The organism is Acidovorax sp., from assembly GCF_034519795.1.
In the GTDB taxonomy this organism is placed as follows: Bacteria; Pseudomonadota; Gammaproteobacteria; order Burkholderiales; family Burkholderiaceae_C; genus Acidovorax.
Window position 1 is genome coordinate 90439 of the sequence record NZ_JAXHOB010000027.1, and the last position, 26589, is coordinate 117027.

Consider the following 26589-nt stretch of genomic DNA (forward strand, 5'->3'; position numbering starts at 1 on the left):
AAAGCCCGCAGACTGCGGGCTTGTCGCAGACAGTGCGCAGGCTCAATTGTCGCGTGCAGCCTTGGCCTGGTCGGGGAAGTCGCTGAACAGGCCGTCCACACCCAGGTTGAAGAACAGCTTGTACTCGGCCTTGGGGTCGCCCTTGAAGTCCGAGGCGAGCTGCTTGGGCTCGCTGCGGAAGGTGTAGGGGTGCACGAACAGGCCTTCTGCGTGGGCATTCTTCACCACGTCGGTCGGGGGCATCATCACGCGGTCGCGGTTGTCGATGAGGCCATCGCCGTTCAGGTCATCGGCCTTGCCGTCATTGTTGGCATCCACTTGCTTCGAAGGAATCAGGTAGGGCTTCCAGGGGCCGATGCCGTCGGCGTAGGTCTTCACTTCCTTCAGACCGGCGGGGGTCAGCAGGCTGGCGAACGTGCGGGCATCGCCGGCCACGGCGAAGTCGTACGGCTTGTCGTAGGGGGCCACCAGCGACATGCTGCCGTCGGCCTTCACGTCGTCCGCGTCCACCAGCTGCACCAGGCGCACCTGGGTCTTGCTGCGCAGGTACTTGAGGTTCGAGACCTCGAACGACTGGATGATCACCGGCGAGTTCTTGGCCGTGTAGCCGTTCTTGGCCAGGATGGACAGCAGGCGGTCTTCGAGCGCCAGGTTCAGGCCCACATGGTAGGTGGGGTGCTTGGTCTCGGTGTACACGCCCACCGTGCGGTTGGCCTTGGCGCCTTCGGTCTTGGCCAGCTCGATGATCTCCTCGTAGGTGGGGATCTGGAACTTGCCGTTGTTCGACTGGTCGCGGTCGGCCATGGGCTGGATGGCGCGCAGGGTCTTGATCTCGGCCAGGGTGAAATCGCTGGCGAACCAGCCTTCTTCCTTCAGGCCGTCCACGGTCTTCTGGGTCTTGCGGTTGGCAAACTCGGGGCGCTGCGAGACGTCGGTGGTGGCCGTGATGTTGGGCTCGTGGCGCGCGATCAGCACACCATCCTTGGTGGCCACGAGGTCGGGCTCGATGAAGTCGGCACCCAGTTCGATGGCGCGGCGGTAGCTCTCCAGCGTGTGCTCGGGCAGGTAGCCGCTGGCGCCACGGTGGCCGACGACCAGGGGCGTGGCGCCGTTGAGCGTGGGGTACTTGGAATCGTTGTCACCACCGCAGGCCGTGAGTGCCACGGCCGCCAAAAGGGCCAATGAACCGGCTTTCGCACCATGAATGTGCATCGTCTTCTCCTCGTGTTGTGGAATTGGAATCGCCGAACTGTGGGGCCCGCTTGTGACAGGACCATGACGCCCCATTACAGGGCATTTCAGTGATTGAAGCCAGGGGATTCGCACCACATTGAAGCAACACAGCCGTCATAATCCCCACGATTGTGCATTTGCACACATGAGTTGATGACTTTTTGACATAACCGCGGGTCTGGCCATTTCCGCCAGGCCTTTTCCTCCTCCCTGAAGAAAGCCTTTCTCTGATATGAAGTACGAGTCCGCTGGCAGTTTCCTTGCGCAGGTGGCGCAGCGCAACCCCCATCAACCCGAGTTTTTGCAAGCTGTCACAGAAGTCATGGAAAGCCTGTGGCCCTTCATCGCCCAGCACCCACGCTACGCCGAGCATGGCCTGCTGGAGCGCCTGGTGGAGCCCGAGCGCGTGGTGATGTTCCGCGTCGCCTGGGTGGATGACCATGGCACGGTGCAGGTCAACCGCGGCTACCGCATCCAGCACAGCATGGCGATCGGCCCCTACAAGGGCGGCCTGCGCTTTCACCCCTCGGTGAACCTGTCGGTGCTCAAGTTCCTGGCGTTCGAGCAGACCTTCAAGAACGCCCTGACCACCCTGCCCATGGGCGGCGGCAAGGGCGGCTCCGACTTCGATCCCAAGGGCAAGAGCCCCGGGGAGGTGATGCGCTTTTGCCAGGCCTTCGTCTCAGAGCTGTTCCGCCATGTGGGCGCGGACACGGACGTGCCGGCCGGTGACATCGGCGTGGGCGGGCGCGAGGTGGGCTTCATGGCCGGCATGATGAAGAAGCTCAGCAACCGGTCCGACTGCGTGTTCACGGGCAAGGGCCTGTCGTTTGGCGGCTCGCTGGTGCGCCCCGAAGCCACGGGCTACGGCACGGTCTACTTCGCGGCCGAGATGCTCAAGCAGAAAGGCCGCAGCTTCGACGGCCTGCGCGTGTCGGTCTCCGGCTCGGGCAACGTGGCGCAGTACGCGGTGGAAAAGGCGTTGGAGCTGGGCGCCAAGGTGGTCACGGTGTCCGACTCCAGCGGCACCATCATCGACGAGGAAGGCTTCACCACCGAGAAGCTGGCCATCCTGATGGACGTGAAGAACCACCACTATGGCCGCGTGAGCGACTACGCGGCCCGCACCGGCGCGAAGTTCGAGGCCGGCCTGCGCCCCTGGCATGTACCGGTGGATGTGGCCCTGCCCTGCGCCACCCAGAACGAGCTGGACGCGGACGACGCGGCCGTGCTGATCCAGAACGGCGTGGTCTGCGTGGCCGAGGGCGCCAACATGCCCTCGACCATCGAGGCCGCCAAGGCCTTCGAGGCAGCGGGCGTGCTGTACGCACCCGGCAAGGCCAGCAACGCGGGTGGCGTGGCCACCTCGGGCCTGGAGATGAGCCAGAACGCGGCCCGCCTGTCCTGGCCGCGCGAAGAGGTGGATGCGCGCCTGCTGCAGATCATGCAAGGCATCCACGCCGCCTGCCTGCGCTACGGCAAGCGCGCCGATGGCAGCGTGAGCTATGTGGACGGTGCCAACGTGGCGGGCTTCGTGAAGGTGGCCGACGCGATGCTGGCGCAGGGCGTGGTGTAACCATCAACAGCGCCCAAAATCCCGCCAGAAGCGGGAAATAGGTAACAAAAGGGAGGCAGGGCCTTCCTTTGGCGTAACAGGCACGATGCGTGCAACGGAAATCAGAACTTTCCTGCACGCACGCGAGTCAGTTCCTGCAATGAAACGCACCGCCCTCCTGCTCTCCCTGGTGCTGGCCCTGGCGGTCAGCGCTGGCTGTTCCACCCTGGATGCCAAGCAACGCGAATGGATCTTCCAGCCCAGCAACCGCAGCTGGGGCGGCACGGGGGTCACCGAAGGCATGCAGGACGTGTGGATCGACTTCGCATCGCGCGCCACGGACAAGGCCGAGCGCCTGCACGGGCTGTGGATGCCCGCCGAGCGGGCGGATGCGCCGGTGCTGCTGTACCTGCATGGTGCGCGTTGGAACGTGGCGGGCTCCTCGCCCCGCATCCGGCGCATGCACGCATTGGGCTTTTCGGTGCTGGCCATCGACTACCGGGGCTTCGGCCAGAGCAGCGCCGGCCTGCCCTCGGAGGCCATGGCCGCCGAGGACGCGCGCGCCGCCTGGGACTGGCTGGGCCAGCGCCACCCCCAGGCACCGCGCTACCTCTTCGGCCACTCGCTGGGCGGCGCCATCGCCATCGACCTGGCCCGCGAAGTCCAGGACGAAAAAGGCGTGATGGTGGAAGGCACCTTCACCAGCATCGCCGACGTGCTCAGCACCTTCAAATGGGGCTGGCTGCCGGTGTCGGCCCTGATCACCCAGCGCTTCGAATCGGTGCGCAAGGTGCCCCAGATCGGCTCGCCCCTGCTGGTGGTGCACGGCAGCCGGGACAGCCTGATCGCCCCGGCGCTCGGACGCAAGCTGTACGAGGCCGCGCAGGAGCCCAAGCGCTTCGTGCTGGTGGAAGGCGGCTCGCACCACAACACCAACGATGTGGGCATGGACCTCTACCGCGAGGCCCTGGTCTCGCTGTTCCGGCTCACGCCCCCAGGCTACGAGGGCGATTCCGCGCACCTCGCGCCCCTCGTGGGCCTCAACGCCGAACGGCCTGCGCCAGCGCCGACCACGCCTTGAGCGTGAGCGCCTGGGTGACCGCCGGGTTCACATGCACCATCTGCCCATGGATGCCTGAGGCCTCCTCATGGGCGCCATCGGCGTTGTGCAGCCCCCACCCCTGGTTGCGGAGGCTGTAGCCGGGCCGTGGCGTTCAGGCCCGCGCCCTGCAGCGGCGTGCCCATGCCAATGCCGTGCCAGCGGCGCGAAAGCCCCGTCTGCGGGTTTGTCCCGACCCATCTGGTACGCTCAGACAGATATGTCTGCCCCCTTCGCCACCGCCGGTCAGCCGGCCGCGCCCGCTGCCATCGCCCCGGCACTGGCCATCGTGATCCTGGCCCTGCTGCTGAGCATCCAGCCCGTCACCACCGACCTGTACCTGCCGGCGCTGCCCGCCCTCACGCGCAGCCTGGGTGCACCCGTGTCCGCGGCCCAGCTCACGCTCAGCGGCCTGCTGCTGGCCTTCGGCTGCTCGCAGTTGGTCTGGGGCCCGCTGTCGGACCGCTTCGGCCGCCGGCCCATCCTGCTGGCGGGCCTGGCCATCTACACCGTGGCCTCCATCGGCAGCGCGCTGGCACCCAATATGTCGCTGCTGATCCTGTGGCGCATCGCCCAGGGGGCGGCCATGGGCTCGGTGGTGATGTGTGCGCGCGCCATCGTGCGCGACCTGTACACCCCGCTGGAGGGTGCGCGCGCCATGTCCAAGGCGCTCACCGGACTGGGCTTCGTGGCCTGCATCTGCGCGCCCCTGGGCGGCCTGCTGGCCGAGTGGCTGGGCTGGCGGGCCTCGCTCTCGGCCCTCACGGTGTATGCCGTGGCCACGCTGGCCCTGGTGGCCCTGCGCCTGCCCGAGACCCTGGCACACCGCAACCCGCGCGCCCTGCAGCCCCGCACCCTGGTGGCCACCTGGCTGCAGGTGCTGCGCCACCCGACCTTCTGGGCCTTTTCGCTGCAGACCACGGCCACCTATGGCGGGCTGTTCACCTTCCTCGCGTCCTCGTCCTTCGTGTTCATCGACGTGCTGGGCCTGTCGCGCACGCAGTACGGCGGGGCCATGGCATCGGCCTGCGTGGCCTACTTTGCGGGCACCTTTCTGTGCCGGGGGCTGCTGGTGCGCTTCGGCCTCAAGCGCTCCGTGGCCATTGCGGGCGGCCTGAGCCTGGCAGGCGGCACGCTGATGGGGCTGGTCGCCTTCATGGGCTGGCACCAGCCCTGGGCATTGCTGCTGCCGTTCTACCTGTTCATGTTGGCCCATGGCATCCACCAGCCCTGCGGGCAAAGCGGCGCCGTGGGGCCGTTTCCCCAGGCCGCCGGCGTGGCCTCGGCGCTCAACGGTTTCATGATGATGCTGGCGGCCTTCGGCATCGGCGCCTGGCTGGGCCTGCGCCTGGATGGCACGGTGTGGCCGCTGGTCAACGGCATCTGGTTCTGGTCGGTGGTGCTGGCCCTGATCTCGTGGACGCTGGTGCAGAAGTTCGGAGATCCCGGTGAGCGCGCCTGACCACCTTCGAACCATCGCGCTGGCCGGCCCCACGGCCTCGGGCAAGACGGCGGGTGCCCTGGCGCTGGCCGCCGTGCTGGCGCCGCGCATGCCGGTGGAGATCATCAGCGTGGATTCGGCCCTGGTCTACCGCGGCATGGACATCGGCACCGCCAAGCCCAGCAGCGACGAACTGGCCGCCGTACCGCACCACCTGATCGACATCCGCGACCCGCTGCAGGCCTACAGCGCGGCCGAGTTCGTGCAAGACGCCACCCGGCTCATTGCCGAGATCCGCGCGCGCGGCGCGCTGCCGCTGCTGGTGGGCGGCACCATGCTGTACTTCAAGGCGCTGTTCGATGGCATCGACGACATGCCGGCTGCCGACCCTGCGGTGCGCGAGCGCATCGAGGCCCAGGCCGCCGAGCAGGGGTGGCCCGCGCTGCATGCCGAACTCGCGCGCGTGGACCCGGTCACCGCCGCGCGCCTGGCCCCGGCCGACAGCCAGCGCATCCAGCGCGCGCTGGAGGTCTGGCATGTCTCGGGCCGGCCGCTGTCGAGCTTCCACTCGGCCAAGGACCGCGCCCCGAGCGCGGTGGCGGCCAGCACCGCCCTGTTCAGCCTGGAGCCCGGGGACCGCGCCTGGCTGCACGCGCGCATCGCCCAGCGCTTCGATGCCATGCTGCAGGCGGGCTTTCTGGACGAAGTGAAAGCCCTGCACGCGCGCGGCGACCTGCACCCGGACCTGCCCTCCATGCGCTGCGTAGGCTACCGCCAGGCCTGGGAAAGCCTCTACGGCCCCTTCCCCATGGACAGCCTGCGCGAGCGCGGCATTGCCGCCACGCGCCAGCTCGCCAAGCGCCAGATCACCTGGCTGCGCAGCATGCCCGCGCGCCATGCCATCGCCTGCGACCAGCCCGATGCCACGGCCGCGCTGGTGCAGGCCGTGCTGGCACGGCTGGATGCCGCCGCGCCATGACGGCCTCGCTCAACGTCAACGGCCTGGGCAAGCACTATGGCGAGGCCACGGTGTTTGCCGGTGTCGACTTTGCCGTGCAGAGCGGCGAGTTCGTGGCCATCGTGGGTGACTCGGGGGTGGGCAAGTCCACCCTGCTCAACTGCCTGGCGGGCCTGGACACCTGGGACACCGGGCGCATCACGCACGGCAGCACCGACCTGGGCACGCTCGACGACACGGCGCGCGCCCTGTGGCGGCGCGCGCACGTGGGCTTCGTGTTCCAGGCCTTCCACGTGCTGCCGCACCTGGACGTGGCGCAGAACGTGGCCCTGCCGCTGATGCTGCTGGGCCAGAACGATGGCGCGCGCGTGCAGCACATGCTGGCCGCCGTGGGCCTGGCGGAACTGGGTGCGCGCCTGCCGCAGCAGCTCAGCGGCGGCCAGTTGCAGCGTGTGGCCATTGCCCGTGCGCTGGTGCACCGCCCTGCGCTGCTGCTGGCCGACGAGCCCACCGGCAACCTGGACCCCACCACGGCTGCACTGGTGATGGACCTGCTGCTCGCGCAGACGCGCGAGCACGGCGCATCGCTGGTACTGGTCACGCATTCGGACGCGGCCGCTGCACGCGCGGACCGGGTGCTGCGGCTCACCAGCCACGGCATCGGCGCGGGCTGACACCGCCGCCACAGCCCGCCATGCTTGCCCTGCTGCGCACCTTCTCCTGGCAGGACCTGCGCCACCACCCCTGGCGCAGCCTGGCGGCCGTGATCGCGGTGATGCTGGGCGTGGCGCTGGCGTTTTCGGTGCATGTGATCAATGCCTCGGCACTGGACGAGTTCTCGCAGGCGGTGCGTGCCGTCAACGGCCAGCCCGACCTGGAGCTGCGCGCCATGCAGGGCCACCTGGACGAGGCCCTGTACGAACGCATCGCCACGCACCCGCAGGTGGCACGGGCCAGCCCGATGCTGGAGCTGTCGGCCGTGGCGGCGCCCGCAGAGGCCTCGGGGGCCCAGGCCGCGCGCGTGCCGCTGCGGGTGCTGGGGGCCGATGCCCTGCTGCTGCCCGCCGTGGCCCCGGCACTCATGCCGCGCCCCTGGGCCCAGGCAGACCGCTTTGCGCTGTTCTCGCCCGCCACGGTGTTCCTCAATGCCTCGGCGCTGCAGGCACTCGGTTTGCCAACCACCGCGCCGGCCGATGCGAACGCCCCGTTGCCGCAGATCACGCTGCACACCGGCCAGCAGCGCCTGGCGGTGCGCGTGGCCGGCACAGTGGGCGCGGGCGGCGCGCCGCTGGCGGTGATGGACATCGGCGCCGCGCAGGACCTGTTCGGCCGCAGCGGGCAGTTGAGCCGCATCGACCTGCAGTTGCAGACCGGCACCGACCGCACGGCCTTCGCGCAGGGCCTGCGCGCCCTGCCCGGCTGGCCGGCCCAGGCCCTGCTGGCCGAGCCCGGCGATGCGGCGCAGCGCATCAGCAACCTGTCGCGCGCCTACCGCGTCAACCTTACGGTGCTGGCGCTGGTGGCGCTGTTCACGGGCGCCTTCCTGGTGTTCTCGGTGCTGGCACTCAGCGTCGCGCAGCGCGGGCCGCAGTTCGCGCTGCTGGCCGTGCTCGGTGCCACGCCGCGCCAGCGCCTGGCCCTGGTGCTGGCCGAATCGGCGGTGCTGGGGGTGGTGGGCAGCGTGGCCGGGATCGCGCTGGGCACGGGCCTGGCCGCAGCGGCGCTGCGCCTGCTGGGCGGGGACCTGGGCGGCGGCTATTTCGCGGGCGTGCAGCCCGCGCTGCAATGGAGTGCACCGGCGGCGGCCATCTATGGCGCGCTGGGCATCGCCGCCGCACTGGCCGGTGGCTGGTGGCCCGCGCGCGCGGCGCAAAGCCTGCCACCCGCGCAGACCCTCAAGGGCCTGGGCAGTGCCACCGCCAGGGCCGACCGGGGCACCGTGGGCCTGGCCCTGGTGGCGGCAGGCGTGGCGCTGTCGTTCGCGCCACCCGTGGCCGGCATTCCGCTGGCCGCCTATGGCGCCATTGCCCTGTTGCTGGTGGGCGGCATCGCCTTGCTGCCGCGCGGCATGGCGGCGCTGCTGGCACGCCTGCAGCCGCTGGCCGCGAGGCACCCCCTGCCCTTGCTGGCACTGGAGCGCGCGCGCCGCATGCGTGGCAGCGCCGCCATTGCCGTGGGCGGCGTGGTGGCCAGCCTGAGCCTGGCCGTGGCGCTGACGGTGATGGTGTCGAGCTTTCGCGGATCGGTCGCGCAGTGGCTCGATGGGGTGCTGCCCTCACCGCTGTACGTGCGCTCGGCCCTGGGCGGTGCGGGCAGCGAGGCCGCACTGCTGCCCGCCGGCCTTGCCGAAGCCGTGGCGCAGTTGCCGGACATAGCGCGCGTGCAGCCGCTGCGTGCCAGCCCGCTGCAGCTCGACCCCTCGCGCCCGGCGCTCATGCTCATCAGCCGGCCGCTGGGCGCCGACCCGGCACGCCAGTTGCCGCTGGTGGGAACGGCCCTGCCGGTGCCTGCGGGCAGCATCGGCATCTACATCAGCGAAGCGGTGGTGGACCTTTATGGACTGGCGCCCGGCATGCAGTGGGATGGCCTGTCGCGCGCCTTCAGCACCCGGGTGGATGCACCGCGCTTCTTCATCGCCGGGGTCTGGCGCGACTATGCACGCCAGTCGGGCGCGGTGGCGCTGGACCGGGCGGACTACCTGCGTCTCACGGGCGACGCACGCACCAGCGACCTGGCCCTGTGGCCGCGCGAGGGCGCCGACCTGGCCGCGCTGCAGCAGGCCATCCGCGACCTGGCGACGGCCCGTGGCGCAGCCGGTGAGCTGCCCCTGGAGTTCATGTCCGCCAGCGCGATCCGCGAGCGCTCACTGCACATCTTCGACCGCAGCTTTGCCGTGACTTACTGGCTGCAGGCGGTGGCCATCGGCATCGGGCTGTTCGGCGTGGCCGCGAGCTTCAGCGCCCAGGTGCTGGCGCGGCGCAAGGAGTTCGGGCTGCTGGCGCACCTGGGCCTTACGCGCCGCCAGGTCCTGGCCGTGGTGGCCGCCGAGGGCGCGGCCTGGACCGGCGTGGGCGCGGTCGCCGGCGTGCTGCTGGGCCTGGCCGTGTCGGTGGTGCTGGTGCACGTGGTGAACCCGCAGAGCTTTCACTGGACCATGGACCTGCGCATCCCGGGCTGGCGCCTCGCGGCGCTGTGCGCGGCCGTGGTGGTCTCCGGCACGGTGACTGCCTGGCTGGCCGGGCGGGCCGCCGCAGGGCGCGACGCGGTCATGGCCGTCAAGGAAGACTGGTAATCACGGTGAAGGGCGGACAGGCCGTGCGAGACAATCCCCCCATGACTGCTGCCCACAAGACCCTCCCCCCCCTGCATGCCACCACCTGGCTGCATACCGCCATCGCCCGCATCGAGGCCGACTACCAGCGCAGCGCCGACACGCACCTGATTCCCCTGCGCCTGCCCTCCTACGCCGCGCATGGCATCGACCTGTACCTCAAGGACGAATCCACGCACCCCACGGGCAGCTTGAAGCACCGGCTGGCGCGCTCGCTGTTCCTGTACGCGCTGTGCAATGGCTGGATCAGCGAGGGCTCGACCGTGGTCGAATCGTCGAGCGGCTCCACGGCGGTGAGCGAGGCCTACTTCGCGCGCCTGCTGGGCCTTCCCTTCGTGGCCGTGATGCCGCGCACCACTTCGCCCGAGAAGATCGCGCAGATCGAGTTCCACGGCGGCCGCTGCCACCTGGTGGAAAGCGCCGGCCAGGTGTACGAAGAGGCCCGGTCCATTGCCGAACAGACGGGCGGCCACTACATGGACCAGTTCACCTACGCCGAGCGTGCCACCGACTGGCGCGGCAACAACAACATCGCGGAGAGCATGTTCACGCAGATGGCGCGCGAGCCCCACCCCGTGCCGCGCTGGATCGTGGTGGGTGCGGGCACGGGCGGCACCAGCGCCACCATCGGCCGCTACCTGCGCTACCAGCAGCACGCCACCGAGGTGTGCGTGGCCGACCCCGCAGGCTCGGTGTTCAGCGCCTACCACCGCACGGGCGACGCCACGCTGACTGCTCCCGGCTCGCGCATCGAGGGCATCGGCCGCCCGCGCGTGGAACCCAGCTTCATCCGCACCCTGGTGGACCGCATGCAGGAGGTGGCCGACGTGGAGTCGGTGGCCGCCATGCAGGCGCTGTCGCAATTGCTCGGGCGGCGCGTGGGGCCCTCCACCGGCACCAACTTCGTGGCCATGCTCACGCTGGCGCGCGAGATGCGCGAGCGCGGCGAGCAGGGCTCCATCCTGTCGCTGCTGTGCGATGCGGGCGAGCGCTATCTGCCCACCTACTTCAACCCCGAGTGGGTGGCCCGGAGTTTCGGCGACTGCACCGAGGCACAGCGCAAGGTGCAGGCTCTGATGGACTGAGGTGGACCGCATGCCCCAGACGATGTTTCCTGTGCCACCCGCCCCATCGCGACGCAAGGCGCTCGCGCTGGGCATGGCGGGCGCCATGGGTGCTGCAGTCTGGAGTAGCAGGGCCCACGCCCTGCCGCCTCGCACGCTGGCCTTTCCCCGCGACCATGGCAGCCACCCCGAGCAGCGCACCGAATGGTGGTACATCACCGGCCATGCGCGGGCGGGCGGCCGCGACTGGGGCTTTCAGGTCACGTTCTTTCGCTCGCGCGTGGACGTTGCGCAGGGCCTCCGGTCGGCCTTTGCCGCAAAGCACCTGTTGTTCGCGCATGCGGCCCTCACCGATCTGAAGGGCCAGCGCCTGCACCACGACCAGCGCATTGCCCGGGCTGGCTTCGGCGTGGCCCAAGCGAGCGAATCCGACACAGCCATCCGATTGCAGGATTGGAGCCTGGTGCGCAGCGACCTGCCGGGGGGCCAAGGCGGCCGCTATGCCGCGCGCATAGAGGGCGAGCACTTCGGCCTGCAGCTGCAGTGCGACGCCACCCAGCCCGTGCTGCTGCAGGGCCGCGAAGGCCTGTCGCGCAAGGGGCCCGAGAGCGCCCAGGCCAGCTATTACTACAGCCAGCCGCAGCTGGCGGTGGGCGGCGCCATCGTGCTCGATGGCAAGCGCATGGCCATCGACCCAGGCAGTGGCCGCGCCTGGATGGACCACGAGTGGAGCGAGGCGCTGATGCACCCCGAGGCGCAGGGGTGGGACTGGATAGGGATGAACCTGCTCGATGGCAGTGCGCTCACGGCGTTCCGGCTGCGGCGTGGGGATGGGTCTGCGCTGTGGGCTGGTGGGTCGTTTCGCGCCCCGGGGCAGGTGGCCCGGGTGTTCGATGCGGCCGAGGTGGTGTTCACGCCCGAGCGGTGGTGGACGAGCGCTGTGAGCGGGGCGCGGTATCCGGTGCAGTGGCGGGTGCAGACGCCTGTGGGTGTATTTGAGGTGCGGAGTCTGCTGGACAACCAGGAGCTCGATAGCAGTGGGTCTACGGGGGCTATCTACTGGGAAGGGTTGTCGGAGTTGGTGCGGGAGGGGGCGGTGGTGGGGAAGGGGTATCTGGAGATGACGGGGTATGCGAGGGCTTTGAAGTTGTAGTCGGTGGTCGGTGGTCGATGGTTGCAGCATGCCTGTGCTGAGGGCGGGAGCCGGGATGTGCGCCCGGCGGCGCACCCACCTTCTTTTGCGTCGCCAAAAGAAGGTGGGCCAAGAAAAGGCGACCCCCAGTCTGCGTCCCCCGTTCGCCCTGTCGGGCGAACGGGGGCAACCTGCGATGCTCGGACCTGGGGTGGTGCCGCAGAACTCGCTACGTTCTTCGAACTCCGCTCAAACAGCTGCGGCAAGTCAGATCACGAAGCGTGTGTGTCCTTCGGCACACACGCCCACCTCAGCTCCTGCGCTTCTCGGCGCAGCCAGCAGGGGTGGGGAGCGGAGTCAAAAACGGCTGCTGCTTCGCAGCTGCGCCGGGTGTCGGTGACGCGCGCGAGGCGCGCTGCCGACGCAGCTGGCGCGGTCGCTCAGGCGAGCCGAGCGCAGCGAAGGACCACAGGCCGAGCGAAGCAATGGCCCGTGTGGAGCCCGCTTCCACCCCCTTCTGACCGTGCCGAGAAGCGCAGGGCCTGGGGTGAGCGCGTGCCGAAGGACACGCGCATCGTTGTCTGGCTCGCCGAAGCTGTTTGACCGGAGCTGCCTCGCAGAGGCAGCGCAGGGAGTTCTTCGGCGTCACCCCAGGTCCGAGCATCGCAGGTTGCCCCACTCGCCCAACGGGCGAGTGGGGACACGGGCAGCGGGGTCGCCTTTTCTTGGCCTACCTTCTTCTGGCGACGCAAAAGAAGGTAGGTGCGCCGCCGGGCGCACATCCCGGCTCCCGCACCACGCACTGGCACGCCATCACCAAAGCCCCAGCCCGTCGAATGGCCCTCGGCCGCCGGGCCGAGACCCGGCCTCCGCCTTCCACATAAGCCTGAGGCCAATAAGAACCTCAGTGCCTTGAACCAGCAGACCGCCGAGCAGCCAGCCAGGCAATGATCTCCCCCATGATCCCGCGCCGGAACGCCAGCACACAGATCACGAAGATCAAGCCAGTGACCATGGTGACCGACTCACCCAGCGTCTTGAACCATTCGACGCTGGTGAGCGCAGCCAGCAGGTTGCCGAACTCGCCGATCTTGTTCTCCAGCATCACCACCACAGCCGACCCGATCAGCGGTCCGGACAGCGTCCCGAGCCCACCCACGAGGGTCATCAAAATCACCTGCCCCGACGCCGTCCAGTGCACATCGGACAAGGTGGCAAAACCCAGCACCAGCGTCTTGAGCGACCCCGCCAGCCCGGCCAGGGCAGCCGAGAGCACGAAGGCCAGCAGCTTGAAGCGGTGCGTGTCGTAGCCCAGGGAGATGGCGCGCGGCTCGTTCTCCTTGATGCCCTTGAGCACCTGCCCGAAGGGCGAGTGGATGGTGCGCACGATGACCAGGAAGGCCAGCACCACGATGACCAGGGCCACGTAGTACATGACCAGGTCGCTCTGCAGGCTGATGATGCCGAACAGCTTGCCGCGCGGCACGCCCTGCAGGCCGTCCTCGCCACCGGTGAACGGGGCCTGCAGGCAGGCGAAGAACAGCATCTGCGCCAGGGCCAGGGTGATCATCGAGAAATAGATGCCCTGGCGGCGGATGGCCAGCCAGCCGAACAGCAGGCCCAGCAGCGCGCCGCCGGCCGTGCCCAGCAGCAGGCCGATCTCGGGCGTCAGGCCCCAGACCTTGATCGCATGGCCGGCCACGTAGGCGGCGCCGCCCAGGAAAGCGGCGTGGCCGAAGGACAGCAGGCCGGTGAAGCCGAGCAGCAGGTTGAAGGCCGAAGCGAACAGTGCGAAGCACATGAGCTTCATCACGAAGACGGGGTAGGCCCCCAGGAAAGGCGCGGCGATCAAGGCGAGCAGCAGCAGGCCGTAGCCGATGGGGGCAAGGTTCTTGAGATTCATGCGAGCGGCCCCTGCTTACTTTTCTTTGCCGAACAGGCCGGCGGGGCGGATGAGGAGAACGATGACCATGATGACGAACACCACGGTGGAAGAAGCCTCGGGGTAGAACACCTTGGTGAAGCCTTCGATGACGCCCAGGCCCAGCCCGGTGAGGATGGAGCCCATGATGGAGCCCATGCCCCCGATCACCACCACGGCGAAGACCACGATGATCAGGTTCTGCCCCATCAGCGGCGTGACCTGGTAGACCGGCGCGGCGAGCACGCCGGCAAATGCGGCCAGGGCTGCGCCGAAGGCGTAGGTCAGGGTCACCATCACCGGCACGTTGATGCCGAAGGCCTCCACCAGGCGCGGGTTTTCGGTGCCGGCGCGCAGGTAGGCGCCGAGCTTGGTCTTCTCGATCACGTACCAGGTGGCCAGGCACACGACCACCGAGGCCACCACCACCCAGGCCCGGTAGTTGGGCATGATCATGAAGCCGAGGTTGGTCGCGCCTTCGAGCAGCTCGGGCGTGTCGTAGCCCAGGCCCGACACGCCGTAGATGGAGCGGAACACCCCTTCGATCAGCAGCGTGAGGCCGAGCGTGAGCAGCAGCCCGTACAGGTGGTCGAGCTTGTAGATCCAGCGCAGCAACAAGCGCTCGATCACCACCCCGAACACCCCCACAACCAGCGGCGCCAGCACCAGCATCCACCAGTAGTTGATGCCCAGGTAGTTCATGGCCATCCAGGTGATCAGTGCCCCCGTCATGAACAGCGCACCATGCGCAAAGTTGATGACGTTGAGCAGGCCGAAGATCACGGCCAGCCCCAGGCTGAGGATTGCATAAAAGGATCCGTTGACCAGCCCCAGAAGGAGCTGGCTCAACAGGCCTGGCAATGAGACACCAAAGATTTCCATGGGCGAAGGCGGCAGGAGGTGCGAAGTGGTTCAGGTCGGTGGGCGCGGGCTTATTTCCAGAGCGGGCACTTGCTCTCGGCCTTGGTGGTGAACACCGTGTCGCCGGGCAGCTTCTTGACGAGCTTGTAGTAGTCCCATGGCTTGGTGGATTCCGAAGGCTTCTTGACTTCCATCAGGTACATGTCGTGCACGTAGCGGCCATCGGCGCGCAGCTGGCCCGAACCGAAGAAGTCGTTCATCTTCATGCCGCGCCAGGTGGTCATGACCTTGTCGGCATCGATGCTCTTGGCGGCTTCCACGGCCTTGAGGTAGTTCATCGTGGCCGAGTAGTCGGCGGCCTGGATTTCGGTCGGCATGCGCTTGGTCTTCTCGAAGAAGCGGGCCGAGAACTTGCGCGTCTCGTCGTTCAGGTCCCAGTACCAGCTGGTGGTGAACTGCAGGCCTTCGGTGTTGCGCAGGCCCAGGCTGTGCACGTCGCTGATGAAGATCAGCAGGCCGGCGAGCTTCATGGTCTTGCCGATGCCGAACTCCTTGGCGGCCTTGATGGCGTTGATGGTGTCGCCGCCGGCATTGGCCAAGCCCAGGATCTGGGCCTTGGAGTTCTGCGCCTGCAGCAGGAAGGACGAGAAGTCCGAGGCATTGAGCGGGTGGCGCACGGCGCCCACCACGTTGCCGCCCTTGGCCTTGACCACGGTGGTGGTGTCGGCTTCGAGAGCGTGGCCGAAAGCGTAGTCGGCGGTCAGGAAGTACCAGCTCTTGCCGCCGGTGTCGACGATGGCCGAGCCCGTGCCCTTGGCCAGCGCCACGGTGTCGTAGGCATAGTGCACGGTGTAGGGCGAGCACTGCTCGTTGGTCAGGGCCGAGCTGGCCGCGCCGTTGTTGATGTACACGCGCTTCTTCTCCGACGCCACCTTGGCCGTCGCCAGGGCCGTGCCGGAGTTGGTGCCGCCGAAGATCATCGTCAGGCCCTGGGTGTCGATCCACTCGCGCGCCTTGGAGGCGGCGATGTCGGCCTTGTTCTGGTGGTCGGCGCTCATCAGCTCGATGGGCATGCCCAGCACCTTGCCGCCGAAGTCGTCGATGGCCATCTGGATGGCCAGCGCGCCGTTCTTGCCTTCCACATCGGCGTACAGGCTGGACATGTCGGTGATGAAACCGATCTTGACCTTGTCCTGCGCGTGCGCGGCCGACGTTGCAAGACCTGCTGCGCCGAGCATCAAGGCCAGCACTTTGAGTTGGTTCTTCATGGTTTGTCTCCTGTAGGTGTGGTGGTGGTGAAGAATCGAGGGAGGGGTCTTCGAAAGGGCGCTGTGGTCGGCTCAGACGCCCAGCAGCTCGGTGAGCACCGGCATCTTGGCTTCGAGTTCGGCGGCACCGAACTTCTCGACGATGCGGCCATGCTCCATGACGTAGAAACGGTCGGCCAGGGGTGCGGCAAAGCGGAAGTTCTGCTCCACCATGACCACCGTGTAGCCCTTCTCGCGCAGCATGGTGATCATGCGCGCCAGGGCCTGCACGATCACGGGCGCCAGGCCTTCGGAGATCTCGTCGAGCAGCAGCAGCTTGGCGCCGGTGCGCAGGATGCGGGCCACGGCCAGCATCTGCTGCTCGCCGCCGGACAGGCGCGTGCCCTGGCTGTTCTTGCGCTCGGCCAGGTTGGGGAACATGGCGTAGATCTCCTGCACCGACATGCCGGGCGTGCCGGTTTTCAGGGCTGGGGGCAGCAGCAGGTTTTCTTCGCACGAGAGGCTGGAGAAGATGCCGCGTTCCTCCGGGCAGTAGCCCACGCCCAGGTGGGCGATGCGGTGCGTGGCCATGTTCACGGTTTCGACGCCATGGATCTTGACCGAGCCCTTGCGAGCGCCCGTGAGGCCCATGATGGCGCGCATGGTGGTGGTGCGGCCCGCACCGTTGCGGCCCAGCAGGGTGACCACTTCGCCGGGCTGCACGACGATGTCCACGCCATGCAGCACATGCGACTCGCCGTACCAGGCTTCGAGGCCCTTGATTTCGAGTGCGGGGGTACCGGCCATCAGTGGGCTCCCTGCAGTTGGCCGTCGGTGGTTCCCATGTAGGCTTCCATCACCAGCGGATTGTTCGATACCTCGGCATACGGCCCTTCGGCCAGCACGGCGCCGCGCTGCAGCACCGTGATGCGGTCGGCAATGGTGGAGACCACCTTCATGTTGTGCTCCACCATGAGGATGGTGCGGCCGGCCGAGACCTTCTTGATGAGCTGGGTGACGCGGTCCACGTCCTCGTGGCCCATGCCCTGGGTGGGTTCGTCGAGCAGCATCAGTTCGGGCTCCATGGCCAGCGTGGTGGCGATCTCCAGCGCGCGCTTTCGGCCATAGGGCAGGTTCACGGTGACTTCGTCGGCGATGTCGGCCAGGCCCACCTCGGTCAACAGCTGCATGGCGCGGTCGTCGAGCTGGTGCAGGCTGCGTTCGCTGCGCCAGAAGTGGAACGAGGTGCCGAGCTTGCGCTGCAGGCCCAGGCGCACGTTCTCCATCAGCGTGAGGTGCGGGAACACGGCCGAGATCTGGAACGAGCGGATGACACCGCGGCGCGCGATCTGTGCGGGCTGCTCGCGCGTGATGTCATGGCCGTTGAACCGGATGACGCCCGACGTGGGCGTGAGGAACTTGGTCAGCAGGTTGAAGCAGGTGGTCTTGCCTGCGCCATTGGGCCCGATCAGCGCATGGATGGAACCCCGGCGCACGGCCAGGTTCACGTCGCTGACGGCGGTGAAGCCCTTGAACTCTTTGGTCAGGCTGGTGGTTTCGAGGATGACGTCGCTCATTGCGCCTTGGCTGCTCCGTGGTGTGCGGGATGCAAGGGCCTTGCAACAAGGTCTCCATGCATACTTATTTGTTGCAACGCATCGTATGCGGGTGAGCCCATCCGCAGATACTGGGACTAATGCCTATGTATAAACGCCTAGGTGACAGTGCGGGGCGGTATGCACCCCGCCCGGGGCATGCGCGTATACCCGAATGCCTCCTCTGGAACAGACCGCGACAGCCCGATGCGGGCAGCGCCGGACGCACGCGTTCGGGCGGCTGACTTTTTACTGACTGGTAGGACATGCGTGGGTTGGGCGGGGACCTGCACCGGCCTGTGCGGTTGTCAGCGTCCCTCGCACGCGCAAGCACCCGGCCCCCTACACTGCGCGCATGGCCTCTCCCTCGACATCCTCCCCCGCGCGCGGTGCGCCGCGCTCCCTGAGCGGCCTGCTGCCGTTCCTGCGGCCCTACAGCGGGCGCATTGCTCTCTCGGGCGTCTTTCTGGTGCTGGCGGCGCTGGCCACGCTGGCGTTTCCGATCGCGCTGCGCACGCTGGTCGATGGCGGTCTGGTCAACGCCGACAGGGGCGAGCAGGCCATGGCGCTGCGCGAGCATTTCGAGGCGCTGTTCGCCGTGGCGATTGCGCTCGGGGTGTTCTCGGCCGGGCGCTTTTACATGGTGAGCTGGCTGGGCGAGCGCGTGACGGCCGACCTGCGCAATGCGGTGTACAGCCATGTGCTGCAGCAAAGCCCGCAGTTCTTCGAGACCACGCAGACCGGCGAGGTGCTCTCGCGCCTGACGGCGGACACGACGCTGGTGCAGACGGTGGTGGGCTCCTCCCTGTCCATGGGGCTGCGCAACGCGGTGATGGGCATCGGCGCGCTGGCCATGCTGGTGTGGACCAACCCCTACGTGATGTCGTGGGTGCTGCTGGCCATCGTGCTGGTGGTCGTGCCCACCATGTGGATCGGGCGGCGCGTGCGGCGCCTCTCGCGCGACAGCCAGGACCGCGTGGCCGATTCGAGCGCCATCGCGGCCGAGGTGCTCAACGCCATCCCCGTGGTGCAGAGCTACACGGCCGAGCCGCGCGAGGCCCAGCGCTTCACGCAGGCCAACGAAAACGCCTTCCAGGTGGCCGTGCGCCGCACCCTGGCGCGGGCGGTGCTGGTGGCCTTCATCATCATCGCCAACGCCGCCCTGCTGCTGTGGGGCCTGTACCAGGGCACGCAGGCCGTGCTGGCCGGCAAGATGACCGCCGGGCACCTGGGGCAGACCATTGTTTATGTGGTGCTGCTGGCGGGCTCCGTGGCGGTGCTGGGCGAGGTCTATGGCGATCTACTGCGCGCGGCGGGCGCCACCGAGCGGTTGATGGAGCTGCTCGGCAGCCGCTCGCCCGTGGCCGAGCCTGCCGCGCCCGTGGCCCTGCCCGGTACCGGCAGGGGCCTGGCGGTGGACTTCGACCAGGTGGACTTCCACTACCCCTCGCGCCCGGACCAATCGGCTCTGCAGGGCTTCAACCTGCAGCTGGCTGCGGGCGAGACCGTGGCCCTGGTGGGCGCCAGCGGGGCGGGCAAGACCACGGTGTTCCAACTGCTGCAGCGCTTTTATGACGTGGATGCGGTGGATGGCCAACAGCCACGCGGCGCCATCCGGCTGAACGGCACGGACATCCGGTCCATGGCACTGACCGAGCTGCGCTCACATGTGGGCGTGGTGCCGCAGGATGCGGTGATCTTCTCGTCATCGGCGATGGAGAACATCCGCTACGGGCGCCCCGGGGCGACGGACGAAGAAGCGATGGCCGCAGCGCGCTCGGCCTTTGCACACGACTTCCTGATGGCCCTGCCCGAGGGCTATGGCACCTTTCTGGGCGAGCGCGGCGTGCGCCTGTCGGGCGGCCAGCGCCAGCGCATCGCGATTGCCCGCGCCATGCTCAAGAACCCGCCGCTGCTGCTGCTCGACGAGGCCACCAGCGCCCTGGACGCAGAGAGCGAGCGCATGGTGCAGGCCGCCCTGGACACGGCCATGCAGCGCCACACCGGCCAGCGCACCACGCTCGTGATCGCCCACCGCCTGGCCACCGTGCAGAACGCCGACCGCATCGTGGTGCTAGAGCATGGCCGGATCGTGGAGCAAGGCACGCATGCCGACCTGCTGGCGGCCGAGGGCATCTACGCGCGGCTGGCAGCACTGCAGTTCACGGCCTGAATGCAAGGCAGGGCAGATCTGCCCTGCCGGAATTCAGTGCAAGGTTTCCTTGGTGGCCGCGGGCAGGGGAAGCGGCAGCACGGCAATGCCTTCGTCGAGCAGTTGCGCGGCCTCGTCGGGCGTGGCCTGGCCGCGGATGGCGCGCTCCTCGGTCTCGCCGTGGTGCATGCGCCGGGCCTCGTCGGCAAAGCGCTTGCCCACATCCTCGGTGTTGGCGGCGATCTTGCGCGCCAGTTCCAGCCAGGCTGCCTGCAGGGCCGGGGGCAAGGCCACGGCTTCCTGGCTGCCGGCGGTGGCAGCAGGTTTGGCAGGTGCGGGAGCCGGCGGCTTGGCGCCCAGGTTCAGGCGCGGCGCACTCAGGCGCTTGGAAATGCTCGAATCCCCACACCAGGGGCACTGCACCAGGCCGCGCTGGTTCTGGCTCTGGAAATCGTCCTCCGATGCGAACCAGCCTTCAAAGACATGGCCTTCGTGGCAGTGCAGGTCGAGCACTTTCATGGGATGCGCAGCAGAGGGGAAAGGGACGCCGAAGCTGTTCAGCCGTGGCGGCGCAGCAGGTAGCGGTACACGAAGCCGGGGAAGGCCAGCGTGAGGAACAGCGTACCGGTGATGGCGTAGAACTCCCAGCCCTGGGGCGCGATCTGCCCGGCGCGGCGCTCCAGCAGCAGCGCCAGGCCTCCCACCAGGAAATACGCCAGCACCAGTTCTGCGATGCGGACCGGCAGGCCCTTCTTCGGTTGCGCCACCGGCCCCACCACCAGCCAGCGCTCGTTGGCAAAGGGCAGGTTGGCGGCGATCAGCGCCGCCACGATCACCAGCCAGACGGAACCGGTCAGGGACACGGGCTCGCTCCGGCCGGTCGGTCAGGTGGCCAGGGCGCGCACGACGGCCTCGGCGCACAGCGCCATCAGGCCACCGGGCAGCAGACCGAGCACCAGCACCAGGGCACCGTTGATGGTGAGCACCACGCGCACGTCCACGGGGGCGGAGACGCTGGTGGCCGTCAGCGGGGCGTCGAAGTACATGACCTTGACGACGCGCAGGTAGTAGAACGCGCCGATCAGCGACATGATGACCGCGAACACCGCCATGGCGATGTAGGCCGCCTGGCCCGAGGCGACGAGCGCCTGCAGCACCGACAGCTTGGCGTAGAAGCCGACCATGGGCGGGATGCCGGCCATGGAGAACAGGCACACGGCCATCACGGCGGCGTACAGCGGGCTGCGCTGGTTCAGGCCGGCAAAGTCGGCGATCTCTTCGCTCTCGAAACCTTCGCGGGCCAGCAGCAGGATCACGCCGAAGGCGGCCAGCGTGGTCAGCACGTAGCTCACCACATAGAACATGGAGGCGCTGTAGGCGTTCTCGACCGCGGCGGCTTCGACGTTGCCATTGACCACGCCCGACATCAGGCCCAGCAGCACGAAGCCCATCTGCGAGATCGTCGAGTAGGCCAGCATGCGCTTGAGGTTGGTCTGCGCGATGGCGGCGAGGTTACCCACCAGCAGCGAGCCGATGGCCAGCACCCCGAGCATCTGCTGCCAATCGATGGCCAGGGGCAGCAGTCCGTCCACCAGCAGGCGGATGGTGATGGCGAAGGCCGCCAGCTTGGGGGCGCCGCCAATCATCAGCGTGACGGCCGTGGGCGCACCCTGGTAGACGTCGGGGATCCACATGTGGAAGGGCACGACGCCGAGCTTGAAGGCCAGGCCGGCGACCACGAACACCAGGCCGAAGACCAGCACCTGGTGGCGGATCTGGCCGGAGTTGACGGCCTTGAACACCTGGCCGATGTCGAGCGAACCGGTGGCGCCGTAGACCATGGACAGGCCGTACAGCAGGAAGCCGCTGGCCATGGCGCCGAGCACGAAGTACTTCATCGCGGCTTCGGTCGCGGTGGCGTTGTCGCGGCGCAGGGCCACCAGGGCATAGCTCGACAGGGTCAGGAGCTCCAGGCCCAGGTAGATCATCAGGAAGTTGTTGCCCGAAATCATGATGAACATGCCCAGGAGCGCGAACACCGACAGCGTGAACAGCTCGCCGCCGCGCATCATGTCGCGGTCTGCCGCGTAGGGGCGGCCATAGACCAGGGTGACCATCACGGCGATGGTGGCGAAGCACTTGAGCCAGTTGCCCATGGAGTCGCTGACCACCATGTTGCCAAAGCCGTAGAAGGTGCTGCCGGTGCTGGCATACATGGCCTGCAGGCCGGCCACGAGGGCCAGCGTGAGCAGGGTCAGCACGTAGGTCGCCGTGCGGCGGGGGCTTTTCACGCCCAGGTCAACGAGCGCGATCACGCAGCCCATGACCAAAAGGACGATCTCGGGGTAAATCGCAAGCCAGCTGATGTTGTCAATCATCTCGAATCTCTCAGTTCAGTCTGGTCAGTTCAGCTTCGACAGTGCGACATGCTTGAGCAGTTCCGCGACCGAAGTGTCCATCACGTCCGTGAAGGGGCGTGGGTACAGGCCCATGCCCAGCACGGCAATCGCCAGCAGCGCCATCACGAGGAATTCGCGGCTGTTGATGTCGGTGAGTTCCTTGACGTGGTCGTTGGCCACCGGGCCCAGGTACACGCGCTTGAACATCCACAGGGTGTAGGCGGCGCCGAAGATCAGCGCCGTGGCCGAAGCCAGGCCGATCCAGAAGTTGGCCTTGACGGCACCCAGGATCACCATCCACTCGCCCACGAAACCGGCAGTGCCCGGCAGGCCGCAGTTGGCCATGGCGAACAGCAGCGCGAAGGCCGTGAAGTTGGGCATGGTGTTCACCACGCCACCATAGGCCGCGATCTCGCGGGAGTGCACGCGGTCGTACAGCACGCCGATGGACAGGAACATCGCGCCCGAGACGAAGCCGTGGGCGATCATCTGCACCAGGCCGCCGGAGACACCCAGGTCATTGAAGATGAAGAAGCCCAGGGTCACGAAGCCCATGTGCGCCACGGACGAGTAGGCCACCAGTTTCTTCATGTCCTTCTGGACCATGGCCACCAGGCCGACGTAGATCACGGCGATCAGCGACAGCGTGATCATCAACCAGGCCCACTCGCGTGCAGCATCGGGGGCGATGGGCATCGAGAAGCGCAGGAAACCGTAGGCACCCAGCTTGAGCATGATGGCCGCCAGCACGGCGGAGCCACCGGTAGGCGCTTCCACGTGCACGTCGGGCAGCCAGGTGTGGAACGGGAACATCGGCACCTTCACCGCGAACGCGGCGAAGAAGGCGAAGAACAGCATCGTCTGGGCTGTGGAGCTCAGGGGCAGCTGGTGCCAGGTGGCGATGTCGAAGCTGCCGCCGGACTGGTTGTACAGGAAGATCAGCGCGATCAGCATCAACAGCGAGCCGAGCAGCGTGTACAGGAAGAACTTGAACGCCGCGTAGATCTTGTTGGGGCCGCCCCAGATACCGATGATCAGGTACATCGGGATCAGCGTGGCTTCGAAGAACACGTAGAACAGGATGCCGTCCAGCGCGCTGAACACGCCGATCATCAGGCCCGAAAGGATCAGGAACGCGCCCATGTACTGGTTCACGCGCTCGGTGATGGCCTCCCACGAGGCGATCACCACGATCACCGTGATGAAGGCCGTGAGCGGCACGAACCAGAAGGAGATGCCGTCCACGCCCAGGTGGTAGTGCACGTTGAAGCGCTCGATCCACTCGGCTTTTTCGACGAACTGCATGGCCGCCGTACCGAGCTCGAAGCCCTGGTACAGAGGAATGGTGACCAGGAAACCGATCACCGACCCGAGCAGGGCCAACCAGCGCACGGCGGGGGCATGCTCATCGCGGCCAACCGCGAGCAGCAGCGCGCCGAAGGCAATCGGCACCCAGATTGCAAGACTCAACAGACCCATTTTGTTCTTTTCCTTATTTCTTGATGAGCTGCATGAAGAAATCGCCCCAGACGAACCACGTCATCAGGGCAAACACGCCCAGGATCATCACCAGGGCATAGTGGAAGATGAAGCCCGTCTGCACCCAGCGCACCACGCCGGAGACGCCGCGCACCAGCTTCCAGGAGCCATTGACCAGCGCACCGTCGATGATGGCCTGGTCGCCGCCCTTCCACAGGCCGGTACCCAGGGCCCGCGCACCGCGCGCCAGGATGTTCTCGTTGATCCAGTCGAGGTAGTACTTGTTCTCGAACAGCGTGTAGATCGGCATGCACATGCGCTTGATGGCCGCCGGCAGGGCCGGGTTCACCATGTACATGTAGTACGACAGGGCCACGCCGGCCACGGCCAGCCAGAACGGCGCCGTCTGCAGGCCGTGCACGGCCATGGCCACGGGGCCGTGGAAGATCTCGGCCAGCTTGGCCATGGCGGGGTGCTTAACCGCATCGACAAAGATCACGTCCTTGAAGAAGTCGCCGAACAGCATGGGCTGGATGAACAGGAAGCCCACCACCACCGAAGGAATCGCCAGCAGCACCAGCGGCACCGTCACCACCCAGGGGGACTCGTGCGGATCATGGTGGTGGTCGTCATGGCCGTGGCCATGGTCGTCGTGGTGCGCACCGTGGTGTGCGTCGGGGTTCTGGTCGTAGCGTTCCTTGCCATGGAAGACCAGGAAGTACATGCGGAACGAGTAGAACGCGGTGACGAACACACCGGCCAACACGGCGAAGTGGGCAAATTGCGCGGCCGGCAGCTGGCTGAAATGCACCGCCTCGATGATGCTGTCCTTGGAGTAAAAGCCCGCGAACAGGGGCGTGCCGATCAGCGCCAACGAACCGAGCAGCGAGGTGATCCAGGTGATGGGCATGTACTTGCGCACGCCGCCCATCCATCGGATGTCCTGGTTGTGGTGCATGCCCATGATGACCGAGCCGGCGCCGAGGAACAGCAGTGCCTTGAAGAAGGCGTGCGTCATCAGGTGGAACACGGCCACCGAATAGGCCGATGCACCCAGGGCCACCGTCATGTAACCGAGCTGCGACAGCGTGGAGTAGGCCACCACGCGCTTGATGTCGTTCTGGATGATGCCCAGGAAACCCATGAACAGCGCCGTGATGGAGCCGATGACCAGGATGAAGTTGAGCGCGGTGTCCGACAGCTCGAACAGCGGCGACATGCGCGACACCATGAAGATGCCGGCGGTCACCATGGTGGCCGCGTGGATCAGTGCCGAGATGGGGGTCGGGCCTTCCATCGAGTCGGGCAGCCAGACGTGCAGCGGGAACTGGGCCGACTTGCCCATGGCGCCGATGAACAGGCAGATGCAGATCACGGTGACCAGCAGCCACTCGGTGCCGGGGAAGACCATGCCGCCGAGCTCACCCGACTTGGCGAAGATCTCGCTGTAGTTGAGCGTGCCGGTGTAGGCGGCGATCAGGCCGATGCCCAGGATGAAGCCGAAGTCGCCCACGCGGTTGACCAGGAAGGCCTTCATGTTGGCGAAGATGGCCGTGGGCTTGTTGAACCAGAAGCCGATCAGCAGGTAGGACACCAGGCCCACGGCTTCCCAGCCGAAGAACAGCTGCAGCAGGTTGTTGCTCATGACCAGCATGAGCATGGAGAACGTGAACAGCGAGATGTAGGAGAAGAAGCGGTTGTAGCCCTCGTCCTCTTCCATGTAGCCGATGGTGTAGATGTGCACCATCAGCGACACGAAGGTCACCACCACCATCATCATGGCCGTGAGGCTGTCCACCAGGAAGCCCACCTCCATCTTCAGGCCGCCCACCACCATCCAGGTGTAGAGCGTCTCGTTGAAGCGCGCGCCATCGACCGCCACGCTCTTGAGCGTCATGGCCGACAGGATGAACGCCACCAGCACGCCCAGGATGGTCAGCGTGTGGCTCAGCCGGCGGCCGATCCAGTTGCCGCCGAAGGTCGTGCCGAAGATGCCGGCCAGCAGTGCGCCCGCCAGCGGTGCCAGCGGCACGGCCAGGAGCGTCGAAGCAGAGAGGGTTTGACTCATTCTTGAGAACCTTGGGAATACGGGTGGCTCATCAACCCTTGAGGGTGTTGAGGTCTTCCGCGTTGATGCTGGACTTGTTGCGGAACAGCAGCACCAGAATGGCCAGGCCGATGGCCGACTCGGCCGCGGCCACCGTCAGGATGAAGAACACGAAGACCTGCCCGTGCATGTCACCCAGGTAGTGCGAGAACGCCACGAAGTTCATGTTGACCGCCAGCAGCATCAGCTCGATAGCCATGAGCAGCACGATCAGGTTCTTGCGGTTCAGGAAGATGCCGATCACCGCCAGCGCGAACAGCATCGCGCCCAGCGAAAGAAAATGTCCCAGGGTCAATGTCATGGCTTCTTCTCCTCGGCGGCGGACTCGGCCGGCACTTCGGGTGCGGGCTTTTGCGTGGCGGCGACCTTCACCACTTCCAGGCGGTCGGCAGCGCGCACGCGGATCTGCTGCGACGGGTTGATGGCCTTGCTGTCCTTGCGCTGGCGCAGGGTCAGGGCGATGGCGGCGATCATGGCCACCAGCAGGATCACGGCCGCGATTTCCACGGGGTACAGGTACTGGGTGTACAGCAGCTTGCCCAGTTCCTTGGTGTTGGAGTACTGCACGACCTTGCCGGCAGCGTCGAGCACCACTGCGGCGGCCTTGGGCTCTTCCATGCCGCGAAAGCCCCCCATCAGCACAGCGGCCATTTCCAGGGCGATCAGCGCGCCCACGAAGGCGGCGAGCGGGAAGTGCTTCCAGAAGCCCTTGCGCACGGAATCGATGTGGATGTCCAGCATCATCACCACGAACAGGAACAGCACCATCACCGCGCCCAGGTACACCAGCACCAGAGCGATGGCCAGGAACTCGGCCTTGAGCAGCAGCCACACGGCCGCCGCTTGCGAGAAAGCCAGGATGAGGTACAGCACCGCATGCACGGGGTTGCGTGCGGTGATCACCCGGAAGGCTGCAAACAGCAGCACGACCGAGAAGAGGTAGAAGAAACCAGTCTTGGCGTCCATGAATCAGGTCTTTATAGAAAGTCTGGCGACGGGATGGATGGGATCGCGA

At 67.2% G+C, this 26589-nt stretch carries 22 protein-coding genes; 9 read left to right on the forward strand and 13 right to left on the reverse strand.

Annotation, left to right across the window (positions count from 1 at the left end; genetic code table 11):
• Window positions 1–42: 42 nt before the first annotated feature.
• Window positions 43–1212, reverse strand: coding sequence for a glycerophosphodiester phosphodiesterase (locus U5N23_RS28060; RefSeq protein WP_322595992.1), 1170 nt, complete (start codon window positions 1210–1212; stop codon window positions 43–45).
• Between the two features lie 253 nt (window positions 1213–1465).
• Between U5N23_RS28060 and gdhA the strand changes: the two genes are divergently transcribed.
• The 8 genes from gdhA (at window position 1466) to U5N23_RS28100 (ending at window position 11834) form a co-directional block, all read left to right on the forward strand.
• Window positions 1466–2809: an NADP-specific glutamate dehydrogenase gene (gene gdhA / locus U5N23_RS28065; protein ID WP_322595993.1), complete on the forward strand. Its 1344-nt coding sequence runs from the start codon at window positions 1466–1468 to the stop codon at window positions 2807–2809.
• Between the two features lie 139 nt (window positions 2810–2948).
• A complete protein-coding gene (locus U5N23_RS28070; RefSeq protein WP_322595994.1) occupies window positions 2949–3869 on the forward strand; it encodes an alpha/beta hydrolase in 921 nt (306 codons plus the stop codon).
• Window positions 3870–4107: 238 nt separating this feature from the next.
• On the forward strand, window positions 4108–5349 hold the full coding sequence (locus U5N23_RS28075) for a multidrug effflux MFS transporter (protein WP_322595995.1): 1242 nt from the start codon (window positions 4108–4110) through the stop codon (window positions 5347–5349).
• Window positions 5336–6307 (forward strand): tRNA (adenosine(37)-N6)-dimethylallyltransferase MiaA, encoded by a 972-nt coding sequence (gene miaA, locus U5N23_RS28080; RefSeq protein ID WP_322595996.1) that lies wholly within the window; start codon window positions 5336–5338, stop codon window positions 6305–6307. The genes U5N23_RS28075 and miaA overlap by 14 nt, the downstream gene beginning before the upstream one ends.
• Entirely contained in the window at window positions 6304–6960 is a 657-nt protein-coding gene (locus U5N23_RS28085; RefSeq protein WP_322595997.1) for an ABC transporter ATP-binding protein, read from the forward strand. The genes miaA and U5N23_RS28085 overlap by 4 nt, the downstream gene beginning before the upstream one ends.
• Before the next feature lie 20 nt (window positions 6961–6980).
• Window positions 6981–9578 carry an FtsX-like permease family protein gene (locus U5N23_RS28090; RefSeq protein ID WP_322595998.1) on the forward strand — a complete coding sequence of 866 codons (2598 nt, stop codon included), beginning with the start codon at window positions 6981–6983 and terminating at the stop codon, window positions 9576–9578.
• Between the two features lie 41 nt (window positions 9579–9619).
• On the forward strand, window positions 9620–10702 hold the full coding sequence (locus U5N23_RS28095; protein WP_322595999.1) for a PLP-dependent cysteine synthase family protein: 1083 nt from the start codon (window positions 9620–9622) through the stop codon (window positions 10700–10702).
• A 22-nt stretch (window positions 10703–10724) separates the two neighbouring features.
• A complete protein-coding gene (locus tag U5N23_RS28100) occupies window positions 10725–11834 on the forward strand; it encodes a lipocalin-like domain-containing protein (RefSeq protein ID WP_416208682.1) in 1110 nt (369 codons plus the stop codon).
• Window positions 11835–12717: 883 nt separating this feature from the next.
• Here U5N23_RS28100 and U5N23_RS28105 read toward each other — a convergent pair.
• The 5 genes from U5N23_RS28105 to U5N23_RS28125 all read right to left on the reverse strand — a co-directional run bounded on the left by U5N23_RS28105 (window position 12718) and on the right by U5N23_RS28125 (window position 17419).
• Window positions 12718–13716 (reverse strand): branched-chain amino acid ABC transporter permease, encoded by a 999-nt coding sequence (locus U5N23_RS28105; RefSeq protein ID WP_322596000.1) that lies wholly within the window; start codon window positions 13714–13716, stop codon window positions 12718–12720.
• A gap of 15 nt (window positions 13717–13731) precedes the next feature.
• The gene (locus U5N23_RS28110; RefSeq protein ID WP_322596001.1) at window positions 13732–14616 is read right to left on the reverse strand and encodes a branched-chain amino acid ABC transporter permease; all 885 of its coding nucleotides are present in this window, start codon (window positions 14614–14616) and stop codon (window positions 13732–13734) included.
• Between the two features lie 50 nt (window positions 14617–14666).
• The gene (locus U5N23_RS28115) at window positions 14667–15863 is read right to left on the reverse strand and encodes an ABC transporter substrate-binding protein (protein WP_057202194.1); all 1197 of its coding nucleotides are present in this window, start codon (window positions 15861–15863) and stop codon (window positions 14667–14669) included.
• 72 nt (window positions 15864–15935) lie between these two features.
• Complete coding sequence (locus tag U5N23_RS28120; protein WP_322596002.1) at window positions 15936–16649, reverse strand: ABC transporter ATP-binding protein; 714 nt, start codon at window positions 16647–16649, stop codon at window positions 15936–15938.
• Window positions 16649–17419, reverse strand: coding sequence for an ABC transporter ATP-binding protein (locus U5N23_RS28125; RefSeq protein ID WP_322596003.1), 771 nt, complete (start codon window positions 17417–17419; stop codon window positions 16649–16651). The genes U5N23_RS28120 and U5N23_RS28125 overlap by 1 nt, the downstream gene beginning before the upstream one ends.
• A gap of 373 nt (window positions 17420–17792) precedes the next feature.
• On the opposite strand from U5N23_RS28125, the gene U5N23_RS28130 reads away from it, so the two are divergent.
• A complete protein-coding gene (locus U5N23_RS28130; RefSeq protein ID WP_322596004.1) occupies window positions 17793–19610 on the forward strand; it encodes an ABC transporter transmembrane domain-containing protein in 1818 nt (605 codons plus the stop codon).
• 33 nt (window positions 19611–19643) lie between these two features.
• Here U5N23_RS28130 and U5N23_RS28135 read toward each other — a convergent pair whose 3' ends face one another.
• Genes U5N23_RS28135 through U5N23_RS28165 form a run of 7 tightly spaced genes read right to left on the reverse strand, consistent with a single transcriptional unit; the run spans window position 19644 to window position 26540 of the window.
• On the reverse strand, window positions 19644–20108 hold the full coding sequence (locus U5N23_RS28135) for a DUF1178 family protein (RefSeq protein ID WP_322596005.1): 465 nt from the start codon (window positions 20106–20108) through the stop codon (window positions 19644–19646).
• Between the two features lie 38 nt (window positions 20109–20146).
• The gene (locus tag U5N23_RS28140) at window positions 20147–20452 is read right to left on the reverse strand and encodes a DUF2818 family protein (protein WP_322596006.1); all 306 of its coding nucleotides are present in this window, start codon (window positions 20450–20452) and stop codon (window positions 20147–20149) included.
• Window positions 20453–20473: 21 nt separating this feature from the next.
• The gene (gene nuoN / locus U5N23_RS28145; RefSeq protein WP_322596007.1) at window positions 20474–21967 is read right to left on the reverse strand and encodes an NADH-quinone oxidoreductase subunit NuoN; all 1494 of its coding nucleotides are present in this window, start codon (window positions 21965–21967) and stop codon (window positions 20474–20476) included.
• A 24-nt stretch (window positions 21968–21991) separates the two neighbouring features.
• A complete protein-coding gene (locus U5N23_RS28150; RefSeq protein ID WP_322596008.1) occupies window positions 21992–23467 on the reverse strand; it encodes an NADH-quinone oxidoreductase subunit M in 1476 nt (491 codons plus the stop codon).
• Between the two features lie 13 nt (window positions 23468–23480).
• Complete coding sequence (gene nuoL, locus U5N23_RS28155) at window positions 23481–25535, reverse strand: NADH-quinone oxidoreductase subunit L (protein WP_322596009.1); 2055 nt, start codon at window positions 25533–25535, stop codon at window positions 23481–23483.
• Between the two features lie 31 nt (window positions 25536–25566).
• Window positions 25567–25875, reverse strand: coding sequence for an NADH-quinone oxidoreductase subunit NuoK (gene nuoK, locus U5N23_RS28160; protein WP_005793248.1), 309 nt, complete (start codon window positions 25873–25875; stop codon window positions 25567–25569).
• Entirely contained in the window at window positions 25872–26540 is a 669-nt protein-coding gene (locus U5N23_RS28165) for an NADH-quinone oxidoreductase subunit J (RefSeq protein ID WP_322596010.1), read from the reverse strand. The genes nuoK and U5N23_RS28165 overlap by 4 nt, the downstream gene beginning before the upstream one ends.
• Between the last annotated feature and the right edge of the window lie 49 nt (window positions 26541–26589).

Bases quoted from the DNA above. Each gene is read 5' to 3' on its own strand.
- U5N23_RS28060 (WP_322595992.1), bottom strand. From the start codon at position 1,212: ATGCACATTCATGGTGCGAAAGCCGGTTCATTGGCCCTTTTGGCGGCC.
- gdhA (WP_322595993.1), top strand. From the start codon at position 1,466: ATGAAGTACGAGTCCGCTGGCAGTTTCCTTGCGCAGGTGGCGCAGCGC.
- U5N23_RS28070 (WP_322595994.1), top strand. From the start codon at position 2,949: ATGAAACGCACCGCCCTCCTGCTCTCCCTGGTGCTGGCCCTGGCGGTC.
- U5N23_RS28075 (WP_322595995.1), top strand. From the start codon at position 4,108: ATGTCTGCCCCCTTCGCCACCGCCGGTCAGCCGGCCGCGCCCGCTGCC.
- U5N23_RS28085 (WP_322595997.1), top strand. From the start codon at position 6,304: ATGACGGCCTCGCTCAACGTCAACGGCCTGGGCAAGCACTATGGCGAG.
- U5N23_RS28090 (WP_322595998.1), top strand. From the start codon at position 6,981: ATGCTTGCCCTGCTGCGCACCTTCTCCTGGCAGGACCTGCGCCACCAC.
- U5N23_RS28095 (WP_322595999.1), top strand. From the start codon at position 9,620: ATGACTGCTGCCCACAAGACCCTCCCCCCCCTGCATGCCACCACCTGG.
- U5N23_RS28100 (WP_416208682.1), top strand. From the start codon at position 10,725: ATGTTTCCTGTGCCACCCGCCCCATCGCGACGCAAGGCGCTCGCGCTG.
- U5N23_RS28105 (WP_322596000.1), bottom strand. From the start codon at position 13,716: ATGAATCTCAAGAACCTTGCCCCCATCGGCTACGGCCTGCTGCTGCTC.
- U5N23_RS28110 (WP_322596001.1), bottom strand. From the start codon at position 14,616: ATGGAAATCTTTGGTGTCTCATTGCCAGGCCTGTTGAGCCAGCTCCTT.
- U5N23_RS28115 (WP_057202194.1), bottom strand. From the start codon at position 15,863: ATGAAGAACCAACTCAAAGTGCTGGCCTTGATGCTCGGCGCAGCAGGT.
- U5N23_RS28120 (WP_322596002.1), bottom strand. From the start codon at position 16,649: ATGGCCGGTACCCCCGCACTCGAAATCAAGGGCCTCGAAGCCTGGTAC.
- U5N23_RS28125 (WP_322596003.1), bottom strand. From the start codon at position 17,419: ATGAGCGACGTCATCCTCGAAACCACCAGCCTGACCAAAGAGTTCAAG.
- U5N23_RS28130 (WP_322596004.1), top strand. From the start codon at position 17,793: ATGGCCTCTCCCTCGACATCCTCCCCCGCGCGCGGTGCGCCGCGCTCC.
- U5N23_RS28135 (WP_322596005.1), bottom strand. From the start codon at position 20,108: ATGAAAGTGCTCGACCTGCACTGCCACGAAGGCCATGTCTTTGAAGGC.
- nuoN (WP_322596007.1), bottom strand. From the start codon at position 21,967: ATGATTGACAACATCAGCTGGCTTGCGATTTACCCCGAGATCGTCCTT.
- U5N23_RS28150 (WP_322596008.1), bottom strand. From the start codon at position 23,467: ATGGGTCTGTTGAGTCTTGCAATCTGGGTGCCGATTGCCTTCGGCGCG.
- nuoL (WP_322596009.1), bottom strand. From the start codon at position 25,535: ATGAGTCAAACCCTCTCTGCTTCGACGCTCCTGGCCGTGCCGCTGGCA.
- nuoK (WP_005793248.1), bottom strand. From the start codon at position 25,875: ATGACATTGACCCTGGGACATTTTCTTTCGCTGGGCGCGATGCTGTTC.
- U5N23_RS28165 (WP_322596010.1), bottom strand. From the start codon at position 26,540: ATGGACGCCAAGACTGGTTTCTTCTACCTCTTCTCGGTCGTGCTGCTG.